Genomic DNA, 14,822 nt, shown 5'->3' on the forward strand with positions numbered 1-14,822 from the left:
GGGCACGACGACCCCGTTCGGAAGGACTTCAGGTCACCCGTCGGCCTGCCATGCAGCACTTCCTGGGCGTGGCCGGGGCGAGCAGGCTGAGAAGGAGCCGTACCCCCACAGGAAAGGTTCGATCATCGTGTTCGATCTGCATGGACGCAGCGTCGTCGTCACCGGTGCGGCGCGCGGTATCGGCGCGGCCGTCGCGCACACCCTCGTCAAGTCCGGCGCCGGGGTGTTCGTCGCTGACATACTCGACCGGGACGGCAGGTCCACCGCGGCCGAACTCGGCTCCCAGGCGGTGTTCCGCCATCTCGACGTCACCGATGAGAACCAGTGGCGGCGCGTGCTCGACGACGCCGAAGCGACGTTCGGGCCGTTGGCGGTGCTGGTGAACAACGCGGGCATTCTCGACTTCGGCGGTGTGGAGTCGGAATCACCGGCACAGTTCCGCCACGTCCTCGACGTGAACCTCGCCGGCGCCTGGCTCGGTACGCACCGGGCCGCACTCGTGCTGCCCGCCTGACCGGCGCACCCGGTTTTCCCGGTCGATTTCAGCACACCGCACCGGCGTGGACACCGCGGGCGCACGCGCCGAGTCCGTAGCGTCGGCCTGCGATCAGCCCACCAGCCAGAAAGGCCGACCATGACTCAGTACAGCGAGAACCCGCACCTGGTGTCGTCCGCCGCGGTGGTCGTCGGAATCGACGGATCGGACGGATCCGCCGCCGCCGTGCGCTGGGCAGCCCGCACTGCCGCCGCCCGCGAACGCGCGCTGCACATCGTGCACTGCACCGCGCCGATCGCCGACCGCACCCCGCGCAGCGCCTACGACGCGTTCATCTACGCCACGATGCAAGACATCCGGCTCGCCGCCGAACGCGTACTGACCGAGGCTCGCGAGCAGGCGCACGCCATCGCCCCGGCGATCACCGTCACCACCGAGCTCGCCAACGGCAATCCGGCCCGGACGCTCATCGCGGCGTCGGCGCACGCGCATCTGGTCGTCCTCGGGGTCGCGCCGTGGGCGGGCTCGATCGCCCACCTGGGGTCGACGCTGCTCGCGGTGACTTCCCACGCGCAGGGCGCGGTCGTCATCGTGCGCGGCCCCGACCCGGACAGCCGGACCGGACCGGTTGTGGTCGGTGTCGACGGCAGTCATGTCGGCGAGCCCGCCATCGGCGCCGCGTTCGCCGAAGCGTCGCTGCGCGGAGCGGAACTGGTCGCCGTGCACGGCTGGAGTGATCTCTCGGGCGGCGAATTCGGTGGTGCCAGTTACCTATCGGTGCCGATCGCCGACTTCGAGACCGCCGAAGCGGCACTGCTGGCCGAACGGCTCGCCGGTTGGACCGAGCGATTCCCCGATGTCGTCGTGCGCCGTGAGGTCGAGGTGTACGGACCGCGCGAACGGCTGGCCGAATGGTCGCGAACCGCGCAGCTCCTGGTCGTCGGCAGCCGAGGGCGGGGCGGGTTCCGTGGTCTGCTGCTCGGTTCGACCAGCAACTGGCTGGTGCAGCACGCCGAGTGCCCCGTCATGGTCGTGCACCACGACCGACCCGGGCGATGAGGGCATTAGGTCCCCATCGAACGGGCGCAAAGACCGTCTCGGCAAATACCTGGCAAGGACGAGACTTGCTGGTATGAGCGATGAACGAGCCACCGCAGTCCCCGACCATCCCATGATCCGAGCGGCGATCCGCCTCGGGTGCCGCGCACCGTCGGTCCACAACACCCAGCCGTGGCGGTGGGTGTTCGACGGCACCCGGCTGCACCTGTTCCGTGACCACGACCGTCAGCTCACCGCCGCCGATCCGCATGCGCGTCAAGCGGTGATCAGCTGCGGTGCGGCACTGCACCACGTGCGGACCGCGTTCGCCGCGAAGGGCTGGCGCACCGACACCCTGCGGCTGCCCGACCCGACCCGGCCGGAGCTGCTGGCAACCCTCGAGTTCCAGCCGTGGCCGGACCCGCCGATGGGCGTCTTCCGCCGCGCCGACGCGATCACCCGCCGCTACACCGACCGGCTGCCGATGGCCGAACCCATCGGGTGGGGATCGGTCCGGCTGGCCCTCGACGATCTGGTCTCGCCGCACGAGGTCACCCTCGATGTCCTCGACGAGGACGCCCGCGAGCGCCTGTCGGTCGCCTCCGAGCAGTCCGCGGCCCTGCGCCGCTACGACATGGATTATCAGGGCGAACTCCACTGGTGGTCGGGTCATCCCAGCACACCGGAGGGGGTGCCGCCCTCGGCGCTGGTCTCGGCCTCCGAGCAGGCCAGAGTGGGTGTCGCCCGGGCCTTTCCGAAGCCGGGCCCCTCGGCCAGACGCGGCGAACTGCGCGATCACGCCCGCCTGGTCGTGCTGACAGCGACGGAGGAGACACCGCCGACGTGGCTGCACACCGGGGAGGCGCTGTCGGCGGTGCTGCTCGAATGCACCGCGTCGGGGATGTCGAGCTGCGCGCTCACCCACATCACCGAGCTCACCGCGGGACGGCGGCTACTGAGCAGCCTGATCGGCCATCCCGGCATTCCGCAGGTCGTCATACGGATCGGGACCGCTCCCGACGACCAGCAACCACCTCCCACTCCGCGGAGGTCACTCGCCGAGATTCTCACGGTGCAATGACCAGACCACGACGACACAGGCGAAAGCGGCCACCGGATTCCGTTGGCCGCCTTAGTATTTCGCCGAGCCGTTCGCTGGTCACAGCCTGCTGCGGACCACGATCGTCGGGATCTCCACCGAATGCAGGAGCGCGTTGCTCGTCGACCCGAGCAGCATGCTGGAGAAGCCACCTCGACCGTGGCTGCCGACCACCAGCAACTGCGCCGAAGCCGACTCGTCGAGCAGCGAGCGCACCGGCCGGTTCGCGACCACGATGCGGCGGACCGGCACGTCGGGATACTGCTCTGCGTAACCCGCCAGTGCCTCGGCGAGATCGGCCTCAGCCGATTGCCTGCCCATTTCCCACCCGAACGCGGGCAGATCCAGCGCGCTGGAATCGCTGAACGCGTGCAACGCGACCAGCTCCACCTTGCGCCGCGACGCCTCGTCGAAGGCGAGTTCCACCGCGGGCACACTGTTGGCGCTGCCGTCGACGCCGACCAGTACCGGCTGCGCCGCCGACACCGGATCGATCCCGGCCATGCCGTGGATCACCGCCACCGGGCAATGCGCGTGCTGGGCCACGGCGCGGCTGACCGAGCCGAGCAGACCGCGCTGAAACGCGCCGAGCCCGCGACTGCCGACCACCAGGATCTGCGCCGAGGTCGAGCGCTCGATCAGCAGCGGCGCCGCCAGCTCGAAACTCACCTCGGTGGTGATCGCGAGGTCCTCGTCGGGCACCGCGGCGCGGGCGACGCGTTCGGCCTCCCCGACGACCCGCTCGGCGTCGACGCGCAGCCACTCCAGGTCCGCCTCACCCAGTGACATCCCGGGCCCGAACCCGGTCTGGACCGCGCCCGAGGTGAGAATGTGCAGTGGCAGGTGGTGCAGGGCGGCTTCGGCTGCCGCCCACGCGGCGGCCTGATACGAGCTCGCGGAACCGTCGACCGCCGCCAGCACCGGCCTGGGCCGGTGTTCGGCTTGGTGCTCGTCGCTCATCATCGCTCCTCTCGTCATCGCGATCGCGTGACGATCGCGCTCTCGACATCGAGCATCGTCGGGTCCGGCCCGCCGTATCAGGGGACAAGGTCATCGCGCGACCGGGCCGATCGGCCCCGGATCGGATCGGAACGCCGCCACCGCGGTTGCCAGCGTGGGGAACAGCCGATCGGGACCGATGCGTCCGGTGAGCCCGCTCGCATCGAGCTCCTCGCGTAGATCCTGTTTGACCCGCGCCATCGCGAAGACGATCCCGCGCGAGACCAGCTCGGCACGCACCTGTTCGACCGCGTCGAGCGCGGTGAGATCTACTTCGACATTGGCCTCGGCGCTGAGCACGAACCAGCGCACCGGTTCCCCGCTTCGCTCGCGCCACCACCCGACGGCGGCGAGCGCCCGCTTCCGGAAATCCTCGGCGTTGGCGAAGCACAGTGGCGCGTCGTAGCGGTAGACCACCAGTCCCGCAACGGGTTTCGCGTCGGGGTAGTCGTCCACGTCGTGCATGCCCGCGAGACCGGGAACGAATCCGAGCACCGCGTCGTGCGCGCGGGCGAGGCGGCGTAGCAGGTCGAACACCGACAGGGCGATCGCGACGAGAACGCCGTAGAGCACACCGAGCACCAGCACGGCGAGCACGGTTCCCAGCGCGAGCACCAGTTCGCTGCGCCGGAAGCGGGCGATCCGGCGGAACTCGGCCACATCGATCAGCCGAAGCGCCGCGTAGACGACCAGCGCGCCCAGCGCGGCATAGGGGAATCCGGCCAGCACGCCGCCCGCGCCGAACAGTACGACCAGCACCGAGGCGAGAGTCACGAGCGCGTAGAGCTGCGTGCGCGCACCGAGCAGGTCGGCGATGGTGGTGCGGCTCCCGCTGCAGCTCACCGGAAATCCGTTGGTCAGCGCGGTGGCCACATTCGTCACCCCCAGGGCCGCCAGCTCGGTATCGGCCTGCACATGGGTGCCGTGGCGCGCCGCGAACGCCCGCCCGGTCAGCGCGTTGTCGGAGAAGGCGACCACCGCGATGCCGACGGCGGGCAGCAGCAACGCGGACACCTCATCGACACCGACACCCGGAAACGCCGGCGTCGGCAGACCGGCGGGAACCGCGCCGATCACGCTGATCCCGAGCCGCTGCGGCGAGATCACCGCCACCGCGACGGTCGCGGCCAGTACCGCGATCAGCGGGACCGGTGCGCGCGGTGCCCATTTCGCCATCACCAGGAGCAGGACCAGCACCGAACCCGCCACCGCGGCGGTCGCGGGATGCCACTGGTCGATTTCGGCGACGAACGAGCGCAATTGCGCGGTGACCGACGTCCCGGTGACCGGCACACCCGTGACCTGCCCCAGCTGGCCGACGATCATCAGCCCGGCGGTCCCCGCCAGATACCCGACCAGCACCGGATGCGAGAGCAGGTCCGCGAGCACCCCGAGTCGCATCAGTGCTCCCAGCAGGCACATCAGCCCGACCAGCAGCGCCAGCGCCGCGGCGAGCGCCGCATACCGTTCCGGGTCGCCCGCGGCCAGCGGTGCCAAGGTCACCGCGGTGAGGAGTGCGGTGGTCGACTCGGGTCCGACCGACAGCTGTCGTGAGGTCGCCAGCAGCGCGTACACCGCCAGGGGGGCCACCGCCGCCCACAGCCCCACCACCGGCGGCAGTCCGGCGACCGTGGCATAGGCCATGACCTGCGGGATCAGGTACGCGGCGACCGTCACGCCCGCGACCACGTCCGAACGCAGCCACGCCCGTCGATAACCCTGGAATTGCCGAAGACCCGGCAGCACACGTGTCCACACCGTCCCAGCATTGTGCGCCGAACCCGGTGCCGAGACAGCTGAACGTCACCGGATCGGGACCCGGGTCCCTGTTCCGCGTGACCTTCGGCCCTGCCGGTGACCGGCCCGAACGCGCGAGGCTTTACCCATGTCCACCTACCTGCGACGATTCGACCCCCGTCGGTCCGTCCTGTGCCTGATCACCGGCTTCCTGGCCACGTGGGCGCTCGCAGGGGCGCTCGCCCTGATCACTGGGGCGCTGACGCTCGGACCGACAGCCGAGGACCGGTTGCCGTGGCAGAGCCCGATCCTGGCCGGGGTGCTGCTGGCACTCGTGGTCGGTCTGCCGATGACGGTCGTCACCCTCGATGCCGCCCGCGAGGACAAGCGCACCGCGCAGACGGCGATGATCGCCGCCTGCGCGCTGATCGGCTGGATCCTGTTGCAGCTGTTGATCTTGCGGGAATTCAGCTGGCTGCAGCCGCTGTGTGTGGTCCTGGCCGTCACGATCGCCACCCTCGGCGCCCCACCGCTCACCCACCGCTCCGCGATTCGACGCTGAACCGAGCGACGACGATGCGCGAAGATGGGAGACAACAGCCCGACCGAGGCGAGAGCGAGTCAGCGATGATCACGGTGTTCCTGGTCGACGACCACGAGATCGTCCGGCGCGGCGTGGGCGACCTGATCGCCCTCGAACCCGATCTCGAGGTGATCGGCGAGGCCGGATCCTGCTCGCAAGCCCTCGCCCGCATCCCGGCACTGCGCCCCGACGTGGTCGTGCTCGACGTCCGATTACCCGACGGCAACGGCATCGAACTGTGCCGTGAACTGCTCTCGACCGAACCCGAGCTGCGCTGCCTGATCCTGACCTCGTTCACCGACGAACAGGCCATGCTCGACGCCATTCTGGCCGGTGCGAGCGGCTATGTCGTCAAGGACATCAGAAGCCTGGAACTGATCAGCGCCGTGCGCGAGGTCGGCGAAGGCAAGTCCTTGCTCGACAATCGGGCCGCGGCTGCCCTGATGGCCAAGCTGCGCTCGGAAGCGGAGGAGAAGACCGGCCCGCTGGCGACCCTGACCGAACAGGAACGCACGCTGCTGTCGCTGCTGGGCGAGGGTCTGACGAACCGGCAGATCGCCGCGCGCATGTTCCTCGCCGAGAAAACCGTCAAGAATTATGTGTCCCGGTTGCTGACCAAACTGGGTGTCGAGCGCCGGACCCAGGCCGCGGTCATGGCGGCCGACCTGAATCGGGAACAGCGCAGGTAACAGCCGTCGCCACCCACCCCCGGCGTGGAAGAATGCGCCCTATGGACAACACGTCAGGGGCCAGTGGCCGGGCGCCGGTGACCGAGACCCTGTCCCAGCTGCGGTTGCGTGAACTGCTCGCCGAAGTCCAGGACCGGATCGCCCAGATCGTCGATGTGCGCGACCGGATGGACCGGCTGATGGAAGCCATGCTCGTGATCACCGCGGGGCTCGACCTGGACAACACCCTGCGCACCATCGTGCACACCGCGATCGAACTCGTCGACGCCGGCTACGGCGCACTGGGCGTGCGGGAAACCGAGAAGAACAGCAATCAGCTCGCCGAGTTCGTCTACGAGGGCATCGACGATCGCACCCGGGTGCTGATCGGCGACCTGCCCCGCGGGCACGGCGTCCTCGGTCTGCTCATCGCCGACCCGAAACCCATTCGGCTGTCCAATCTTTCCGACCACCCGTCCTCGGTCGGCTTCCCCGCCAACCACCCACCTATGCGGACGTTCCTCGGCGTGCCGGTGAAGGTGCGCGACGAGGTGTTCGGCAATCTGTATCTGACCGAGAAGGCGGGCGGTCAAGAATTCACCGAAGACGATGAGGTGGTGGTGCAGGCGCTCGCCGCCGCCGCGGGCATCGCGATCGAGAACGCCCGGCTCTACGAACAATCGCGCGTCCGCCAGCAGTGGCTCGAAGCCATCCGCGATGTGGCGACCGAACTACTGGCGGGCAGCCCGTCCGCCGACGTGCTCGGCCTGGTCGCCGAACGCGGACGCGCCCTCACCGATTCGGCCTGCACATTTCTCGCGCTGCCCGAAGACCCGGATGTTCCCCCCGATGAGATCACCGAACTGGTCGTGGTCGCCGCCGCCGGGATCGATGCCGGCAGCCTGATCGGCAAGCACATCCCACTCGAGGATTCGCACTCGGCCGAGGCGTTCCGGTCCGGGCGCACCGTCGCCGCCGCCTCCCCCACCCAGACCCCGATCTTCGACTCGGTCGACGATTTCGGGCCGGTCCTCACCTTGCCCCTGCGTGCGAACGGCTCGGTCACCGGCGTCCTGACCTCGGTGTTTCCCGCCGGTGCGGCGCAGCTCAGCGCGATCGACCAGGCGCTGATGACTACCTACGCCGACCAGGCCGCGGTCGCGTTGCAGCTGGCCGACACCCAGCGTCGGATGCGCGAACTCGACGTCTATGCCGACCGCGACCGCATCGCCCGCGGCCTGCACGACCACGTCATCCAGCGCCTCTTCGCGGTCGGCCTGTCACTGCAGGGCACGATGCAGCGAGCGAGGTCGACCGAGGTGCGCGGGCGTCTCGACGAGACCATCGACGACATTCAGGCGATCGTGCAGGACATCCGCTTCTCGATCTTCGACCTGCAGAGCAACACCACCACCGACTCCTCGACCTATCGCAAACGCCTGCACGACATCATCACCGATATGACCGACGAGATCGGCCTGCGCACCACGGTCCGGCTGGCCGGGCCGGTCACCGTGCTCGAGCCACCGCTGTCCGATCATGTCGAAGCCGTCCTGCGCGAGGCGGTGAGCAATGTCGTGCGGCACGCGAAGGCGAGCACGGTGGCGGTGGAGCTCACCGTGCGCGACGAGGTGTCGATCGAGGTCACCGATGACGGGACCGGTATCGACCCCGAGATCGGCCGCCGCAGTGGCCTGGCCAATCTGGCGGCCCGCGCCGCGGAGATGGGCGGGACCTTCACCATCACACCGAGGCCCCAAGGTGGAACCACCATGCGCTGGACGGCACCGCTGGACTGATTTCTACGCGTGCACGTCCGCCATCACCCGGGCATCACGCAGTGATCGCCAGTAGGCCGACGGCAAGTCCGCCGAGCATTGCTCGGTCCGGTCGATTTCGCGCTGCAACAGCAACCCGTAGGTGAATGTCGGTTCGTCGGCGTTCTCAGCTTCCCTGGCGATCTGGATCAGGTGGTGTTTGGCCACCACCGCGTCCTGGTGCTCGCCGAGCAGATCTTGTATCGCGGTCATGCCCCCGCACGCCTGCGCGGTGCGCGCCGGCGCGAGATTGCGCACGCTCTCGAGGTAGTAGCGGGTGCGCCGAATCGCTTTGCGCAATGCGTGGATCGCCGCGTCGCGGGCGTCTTCCTCCCCCGCCGAGTCGACCGCACGCATGCGCGACCTGACCCGATCGAGCAACGCGCCGAGCACCACGGTGTTGTCGACATCGTCGATCCCCGCGACAACGCCGCCGCACAGCAATCGTTCCTCGGCCATCAGGTCCTCGATCATCGCGGGAAACCGGGCCGATCCGAGCAGGTCACAGGCGGCCATCCAGGCGAGTCTGGTTCGTTCCCCGAAGTACTCGCTGATCCTGGCGCGCACCGGTCCGCGGACATAGCGCGGACGCAGCACATCAACGGCGGCGTGCAATCGCGCCGACTGTGTCCGCAGCTCGTGGGCCGCGCCAACGCTGATACCGAACCAGCGCAGTTCCTCGATCAGTCTGCGCACCTCCGGCTCGGCATGAACGGTTCGCCGGTGTGCGCTCAGGACGCTACGGGCCCGCCGCGCCGCGATCACCATGGCGGGGACCGAATCCGGATCGTCGTGCGCCTCGACCGTGATCTGACCATCCAGGATCGTCTCGCGCTGAGTGTGCAGGTAGCCGGCCAGCAACGTGCTCACCGACGCGGGCTCGCGGACATCGACGGTGAGAGGGCTCTCGGTCTTCATCGCAAACCTGCCTTGCTGAGTGGGTGAACGGTTCTGTCTCCACCCTGCTCGCAACACCGTCACCCGCCCAGGGTCGTTCGCCCCCGCAGGTCCCCGATCGGGGTGTTCTCGCCGACGACCTAGTGCCTCTCCGCACGGGACATCTGACCCTGCTGCGCTGCGAAAGCCCGGCTCACAGTGGAGGAAACAGAAAGGCCCACATCATGTTCACTCCTGGACATCCGAACCGGCCGGTCGTCGTCGGCGTCGACGGATCGCAGCAGTCCCGCATCGCCCTGCGCTGGGCTGCCGAGTACGCCGCGCGGCACCGCGCCCCGCTGCAGCTCGTCTACGCCATCGATGTCCCGGTCGACTACGGACCGGGCCTCGTCGGGCCACTCTACGATGCGGAACAGCTGCGCACCCACGGCGAATCCATCGTCGCCGCGGCTGCGGCAACGGCCGCGAAGGTCCCCCTCATCGCCCAGACCGTCATTTCCACTGGCGCGGTGTCCGGTTCCCCGGTTTCCGTGCTGCGCGAGCGCAGCAGATCGGCGCGGCTGGTGGTCGTCGGGAGCCGTGGGCTCGGCGCAGTGCGTCGCACCCTGCTCGGCTCGGTCAGCACATCACTCGCCTGCCACGCCGAATGCCCCGTCGCGGTGATTCCGGAAACGGTAGCCGACACCGGCGCGGTGGTGGTCGGTGTCGACGGTTCGCCCTGCAGCGCCGACGCGATCGCGATCGCGTTCGATGAGGCCGCACAACGCGGTGCGGGTTTGGTGGCAGTCCATACCTGGTCGGAGTTCTACCGCTACGAAGCGCGCACGACCATGCAGACCGAGGCCGAAGCGGTGTTGTCGGAATGCCTGGCCGGCTACGCCGAGAAGTACCCCGAGGTGTCGGTCGAGCGCGTCGTCGCAGAGGAGCTGCCCGCCGAAGCGATCCTCACCGCCTCCGCAGCCGCACAACTCGTCGTCGTCGGCAGCCACGGCCGTCGCGGATTCGCCGGCATGACTCTGGGCTCGGTCTCCCAGGCGGTACTGCACAGCGCCGAATGCCCGCTCATCATCGCCAGGCCCACCACCTGCAATTGAACTACGTGCGCTGCTCGACGCGGAATCCGGTACCTGGCACCATCCTCGGCGACCACATAGCAGTAGGTCGTTTCGCCGGGCAGGGCCAGCGGTCTTCAGGCCCGCCGATCCGGTCACCCCCAGCGCTCGGGATCAACTCCGGGCATCAAGCAACCACGGACATGGGGCGAGGAGGGCGGCAGTGGACCAGCAAGACGTACTCCGCCCGCGCCGCAGAACCTCGCCCTCGCACGGCGGGTAGGCGAACGCAACTGGGATGTCGATATCAGGGCGTGGACTCCGACGTTCAGGTAAGGATGGGTCATCCGGGCGCATCCGCGATCGCGAAGGAGTCGTGATGAAATACGTGATCCTGATTCACTCCAATCCGCAGCCCTGGGGACATCCGACGGGTGACTACCTGCCCGAGTACCAGACGATGTCGCAGGAGCAGCGGGGTCAAATGAACTCCGATTTCGAGAAGCTGCTCGGCGAGATGCAGGAGAAGGGCGAGTTGCTGACGGGCGAAGCCCTCGGGGCGCCCGAATCATCGCGGCTGTATCGGTGGAGTGACAGCAAACCGCTGGTAACCGATGGGCCGTATTCGGAGGCCAAAGAGCACCTGGCGGGGTTCTTCCTCATAGATGTGGAAGACCGCACCCGCGCCGAGGAGATCGCCGCGCAATTCGCCGGCCCTGGCGAAACCGTCGAACTGCGGCCGACGATGTGGCCGGGCGGCGACGACCAGTGAGTGACCCGGTGGTGGAGGACGTGTGGCGGCACGAGTCGCCGCACGTCCTCGCTGCCCTGCTGCGCAGGCATCGTGACTTCGCAGACTGCGAGGACGCCGCCCAGGAAGCAGCCGAGGCGGCGGCGGTGCAGTGGTGTCGCGACGGGGTGCCTGCCAATCCACGCGGCTGGCTCATCACCGTGGCGTCGCGGCGATTGATCGATCGGTTGCGGGCCGACCGCGCACGGGCTGGGCGCGAAGAGGCGGTGGCCGTCGCACAGCCCGGCGGCGCGTACATCGCGCCGTCGGCGGATCAGGCGACTGCCGGCGACTGCGACGACATGCTGCAGATGTTCGTTCTGTGCTGTCACCCGAGTCTCAGCCGCTCCTCGCAGGTTGCGTTGACTCTGCACGCCATCTGTGGACTGGGAACCCGCGAGATCGCTGCCGCTTACCTGGTTCCGCACCGAACCATGACGCAACGTCTCACCCGGGCTCGGTCGATCCTGAGGTCGGCCGGTGCTGTGTTCGAGCTCCCGAGCGAACAGGACTTGCCCTCGCGCGTCACGTCGGTACTCGATGTGTGCCACCTGCTGTTCACCGAGGGTCACACCCGTTCTGCCGGTGGCGCACTGGTGGATTGGAGTCTGACCGGTGAAGCAATCCGGCTGACCCGTCAATTGCATTGTGCGATACCGGATCACGACGAGGTTGCGGGCGCTCTGGCGCTGATGCTGCTCACCCACTCGCGAGCGGAGACCCGCTCCGAGAACGGCAACCTGATCCCGTTGGCGGAACAGAATCGTTCCCGGTGGGACCGGGACCTGATTGCGGAAGGTGTCGCAATCCTGGAGCGGGTCCTGCCCCGCGGCCACGTCGGCCGGTTCCAGTTGCAGGCGGCGATCGCTGCCGTGCACGCGGAGTCGCCCACGTGGGAGAGCACGGACTGGCGGCAGATCAGCATCCTTTACGACATGCTCGACCGAGTGGGACCCAGCCCGGTGGTGACGCTCAACCGGGCCATCGCCATCAGCATGGTTTTTGGCCCGAAGCAGGGATTGGACCTGATCGCTCCCCTGCTCGACAACCCGTCGATGCGGCGTCATCACCGAACCCACGCGGTACGCGCACACCTACTGGAAATGATCGGCGACCGGACCGGCGCCGTCGAAAGCTATCGGAGGGCCGCTCAACTCGCCACCAGCGTCCCTGAACAGCGGTACCTCAACGATCGGATGCGTCGCCTCGCCGGCCGAGAATGACGCGGGTTGAGGTGATGGAGTCGAAACGTGTATTGGTCCGGACAGGGGTGCCCACACACGCGGTATCGACGGATCCGCTACTTCTTCCGAGGAAGGAGTGCGTCATGCGCGCAGCGCAGTTCAGCCGCTTCGGCGGCCCGGAGGTTCTCGAGATCGTCGACCTGCCCGATCCCTCCCTGGACCGGAGACATACGGGGTTCCGGCAGTAACAGCTCGCCGGCAGTGCGAGCAGGCTCGGCGCCGAGTGTCGCCGGATCGAACTGGGCGGCGAACTCCGAGAATCTTTGGCGTTGGTCAGCGCCGAGATCGAGCCACAGGTTCCCGACCTGGTCGCTGCGCTCGATCGGCGCAAGTGCGCGTAGTAGCCCTTGTCGTACTCCTCCACGATGCGCAGCATGTCCACCGCCTCACCGAGAGCGACGAAGCGAGCCGGGGTCGTGCACCGCCACCGACTCGCGGCGCCCGGATGCTCGACTCCTGCGGCTTCACCGTAGCCGAAATCGCCACCAGCGCAGCCGTTCTCAGCCGATACTGTTGGTGCGACAGGTTCCACGTAGCCGGGCGGGAGTGGCTCGCCGACGGGAACCGAACGGGGGTGCAGAGGCATGCTGCTGCTGGTCAACAACAGGCGCCGGGATCTGTCCGGTGCCGCGCTGCGTTTCGCCAACTGGGTCCAGGCCAGCCCGAACCAGCCCGGTGTCGCGGTGCTCAACGTCGAGGTCCCCGGCCGCGGCCACCGCTCCCGTCAGGTCGACGCTCTGGTCTGGACACCGCAACGTTGTATCGCCACCGAGATCAAGGGCTTTCGCCGACGCCAGGACGGAGTGCTGGTGGTGCCACCGAACGGGCCGTGGCTCATGGACGACGGTCGTGTCGCAGACCTGTACGGCAACGACACCGGCCACAACCCGGCCGAGCAGGCCCGCGCAGCGAGCCTGGCCACCAAGAACTGGATCACCGAGGTGACCGGCGAACAGTGTCTCGTCTTTGGGATGGCACTGGTGATGTTGCTTCCGCGACAGCAGGTTCCGCGCCTGGACTGCGCTCACACCCCACCGATGATCGACATCGTGATCGAGGACTACGACGTGTGGCGCTACTACCTACACCTGGACCACGCCGAACCAGCCCGCTGGGACAGCGACCAGGTCGCGCGCGTGCTGACCAGACTCGGCCTGGGCCCGCTGTTCCAGAACAACCCGACCATCCTTGCCGACGCGCTCGGCGAACCGATCCGCACGCGCGCATAACCCGGACGTTGGGCCGACTGCGGTGCGCTGTGGTCGGCCCCGGTAGTTCGGTGGGCTGCAGTTCGAGAGCGTTTCCTCGAGCGTGACGGGCGGCGAGACCCGCCCATGTCAGCGCACGGCGAACATCGTCGACGCGTACGCGAGACCGATGCCCAGCAGCAGTACTGTCGGGTTGATCCACGTTCGCCACCAAGTCGGCACAGCGACGGTGGCCAGCAGGTACTGAGCGACAGTATCGGTGGCGGGGGCGCTATCCGAGCCCGCACCCATGGCGTGGCATGGACTCGTCGATGTTCAGGCGTGCACTGGGGCCGCCCAGATCGGTCTTCACCCAGCCCGGCGCTGTGAGCAGCAACGTGCGCGGGTCGTCGCCGTGCCGCGCGGCGAAGCTGAGCATCAGCTGCGAGGGGCTCGAGCCGAACGGGCTCTTCGCGGTACTTGTGCTGCGGCGGTTCGCCGACCGCACCCTGCCGGTACCACCCCGAATCGCGGAGCCGCGGTGAGGCTTTCGGCGACCGGCCTTCCACTCGCCAGCGGTGACATCTCGACGATCGCGCCCCGGCAGCTGCGTCGCCCGCTCGGATCGGGGTATTCCACGGGGTGAAGGGCGGTGACGCCGGGTCGCTGTGCACCGTGGATCACGATCGTCGGTCCGCTCATCGGCTCGACTCGCACGCGGCCGGCGGGCGGGCGGCACCACACGTATACCGGTGTAACCGGATTCGGAGACTCTCATGATTGTTTTCCTCGGCCTGGTCCTGCTCATCGCCGCGGTGGTGATCGGCACGGCGGGCGTGCTGAGCAACAGCGGACCCGCCCACACGCTCAGCGACGACTTCAGCCTGCTCGGCTACCACATCACCGCAACGTCGGGCACGTTGTTCCTGTGCGCGGTCGTGCTCGGAGCCCTCGGCATGCTCGGCCTGGTCCTGCTCACCGCCGGCGCGCACCGTTCGTCGCAGCGCCTGCGTCAGACCAAGGCCGATCTTCGGCTCGCCCGTCGCACCGGCACGAGCGGGCGGACCTTCCGTCCTTCGGCCGAACCGAAGGAGAAGGGGACCGTGCTGGCGAAGACACCGCGTAGTGCGAGCGCACGCCGCACCTGGCGACATCCCTTCGGTGACCGCTCCGCCGACGCCGTGACGCACTGACCCGACCACAGCACGGCGTCGC

At 68.5% G+C, this 14,822-nt stretch carries 16 protein-coding genes; 11 read left to right on the forward strand and 5 right to left on the reverse strand.

Going from position 1 to position 14,822, the window contains the following annotated elements; all coding sequences use genetic code 11:
- The first annotated feature begins 127 nt into the window (after positions 1 to 127).
- From ACFQ9R_RS00530 to ACFQ9R_RS00540, 3 genes are all read left to right on the forward strand, one after another.
- Positions 128 to 514, forward strand: a complete 387-nt coding sequence (locus ACFQ9R_RS00530) for an SDR family NAD(P)-dependent oxidoreductase (RefSeq protein ID WP_378987223.1) — start codon at positions 128 to 130, stop codon at positions 512 to 514.
- A 120-nt stretch (positions 515 to 634) separates the two neighbouring features.
- Positions 635 to 1,555, forward strand: a complete 921-nt coding sequence (locus tag ACFQ9R_RS00535; protein WP_378987226.1) for a universal stress protein — start codon at positions 635 to 637, stop codon at positions 1,553 to 1,555.
- 73 nt (positions 1,556 to 1,628) lie between these two features.
- Positions 1,629 to 2,615, forward strand: a complete 987-nt coding sequence (locus tag ACFQ9R_RS00540; RefSeq protein WP_378987229.1) for an Acg family FMN-binding oxidoreductase — start codon at positions 1,629 to 1,631, stop codon at positions 2,613 to 2,615.
- Positions 2,616 to 2,693: 78 nt separating this feature from the next.
- On the opposite strand, the gene ACFQ9R_RS00545 is transcribed toward ACFQ9R_RS00540, so the two are convergent.
- Complete coding sequence (locus ACFQ9R_RS00545; protein ID WP_378987232.1) at positions 2,694 to 3,593, reverse strand: universal stress protein; 900 nt, start codon at positions 3,591 to 3,593, stop codon at positions 2,694 to 2,696.
- 90 nt (positions 3,594 to 3,683) lie between these two features.
- Complete coding sequence (locus ACFQ9R_RS00550) at positions 3,684 to 5,390, reverse strand: SulP family inorganic anion transporter (RefSeq protein WP_378987235.1); 1,707 nt, start codon at positions 5,388 to 5,390, stop codon at positions 3,684 to 3,686.
- Positions 5,391 to 5,517: 127 nt separating this feature from the next.
- On the opposite strand from ACFQ9R_RS00550, the gene ACFQ9R_RS00555 reads away from it, so the two are divergent.
- The 3 genes from ACFQ9R_RS00555 (at position 5,518) to ACFQ9R_RS00565 (ending at position 8,419) form a co-directional block, all read left to right on the forward strand.
- Entirely contained in the window at positions 5,518 to 5,931 is a 414-nt protein-coding gene (locus ACFQ9R_RS00555; RefSeq protein WP_378987238.1) for a hypothetical protein, read from the forward strand.
- A gap of 65 nt (positions 5,932 to 5,996) precedes the next feature.
- On the forward strand, positions 5,997 to 6,641 hold the full coding sequence (locus ACFQ9R_RS00560; protein WP_378987241.1) for a response regulator: 645 nt from the start codon (positions 5,997 to 5,999) through the stop codon (positions 6,639 to 6,641).
- Between the two features lie 41 nt (positions 6,642 to 6,682).
- The gene (locus ACFQ9R_RS00565) at positions 6,683 to 8,419 is read left to right on the forward strand and encodes a GAF domain-containing protein (RefSeq protein WP_378987244.1); all 1,737 of its coding nucleotides are present in this window, start codon (positions 6,683 to 6,685) and stop codon (positions 8,417 to 8,419) included.
- A gap of 3 nt (positions 8,420 to 8,422) precedes the next feature.
- Here the strand turns inward: ACFQ9R_RS00565 and ACFQ9R_RS00570 are convergent, their stop codons facing one another.
- A complete protein-coding gene (locus ACFQ9R_RS00570; RefSeq protein WP_378987247.1) occupies positions 8,423 to 9,355 on the reverse strand; it encodes a CHAD domain-containing protein in 933 nt (310 codons plus the stop codon).
- A 203-nt stretch (positions 9,356 to 9,558) separates the two neighbouring features.
- On the opposite strand from ACFQ9R_RS00570, the gene ACFQ9R_RS00575 reads away from it, so the two are divergent.
- The 4 genes from ACFQ9R_RS00575 to ACFQ9R_RS00590 all read left to right on the forward strand — a co-directional run bounded on the left by ACFQ9R_RS00575 (position 9,559) and on the right by ACFQ9R_RS00590 (position 13,649).
- The gene (locus ACFQ9R_RS00575) at positions 9,559 to 10,428 is read left to right on the forward strand and encodes a universal stress protein (RefSeq protein ID WP_378987250.1); all 870 of its coding nucleotides are present in this window, start codon (positions 9,559 to 9,561) and stop codon (positions 10,426 to 10,428) included.
- A gap of 337 nt (positions 10,429 to 10,765) precedes the next feature.
- On the forward strand, positions 10,766 to 11,158 hold the full coding sequence (locus ACFQ9R_RS00580) for a YciI family protein (protein ID WP_378987253.1): 393 nt from the start codon (positions 10,766 to 10,768) through the stop codon (positions 11,156 to 11,158).
- On the forward strand, positions 11,155 to 12,399 hold the full coding sequence (locus tag ACFQ9R_RS00585; RefSeq protein ID WP_378987256.1) for an RNA polymerase sigma factor: 1,245 nt from the start codon (positions 11,155 to 11,157) through the stop codon (positions 12,397 to 12,399). The genes ACFQ9R_RS00580 and ACFQ9R_RS00585 overlap by 4 nt, the downstream gene beginning before the upstream one ends.
- Before the next feature lie 605 nt (positions 12,400 to 13,004).
- Positions 13,005 to 13,649 carry an NERD domain-containing protein gene (locus ACFQ9R_RS00590; protein ID WP_378987259.1) on the forward strand — a complete coding sequence of 215 codons (645 nt, stop codon included), beginning with the start codon at positions 13,005 to 13,007 and terminating at the stop codon, positions 13,647 to 13,649.
- Positions 13,650 to 13,757: 108 nt separating this feature from the next.
- Here ACFQ9R_RS00590 and ACFQ9R_RS00595 read toward each other — a convergent pair whose 3' ends face one another.
- Both ACFQ9R_RS00595 and ACFQ9R_RS00600 read right to left on the reverse strand, forming a co-directional pair.
- Positions 13,758 to 13,919: a hypothetical protein gene (locus ACFQ9R_RS00595; protein WP_378987262.1), complete on the reverse strand. Its 162-nt coding sequence runs from the start codon at positions 13,917 to 13,919 to the stop codon at positions 13,758 to 13,760.
- On the reverse strand, positions 13,900 to 14,046 hold the full coding sequence (locus ACFQ9R_RS00600; RefSeq protein WP_378987265.1) for a hypothetical protein: 147 nt from the start codon (positions 14,044 to 14,046) through the stop codon (positions 13,900 to 13,902). Before ACFQ9R_RS00600 ends, ACFQ9R_RS00595 begins: the two co-directional genes overlap by 20 nt.
- A 337-nt stretch (positions 14,047 to 14,383) precedes the next feature.
- Here ACFQ9R_RS00600 and ACFQ9R_RS00605 point away from each other — a divergent pair, with 337 nt between their 5' ends.
- Positions 14,384 to 14,800, forward strand: a complete 417-nt coding sequence (locus ACFQ9R_RS00605; RefSeq protein ID WP_378987268.1) for a hypothetical protein — start codon at positions 14,384 to 14,386, stop codon at positions 14,798 to 14,800.
- Positions 14,801 to 14,822: the final 22 nt, after the last annotated feature.

Source organism: Nocardia sp. NPDC056541, from assembly GCF_042794235.1.
Classification (GTDB): Bacteria; Actinomycetota; Actinomycetes; order Mycobacteriales; family Mycobacteriaceae; genus Nocardia.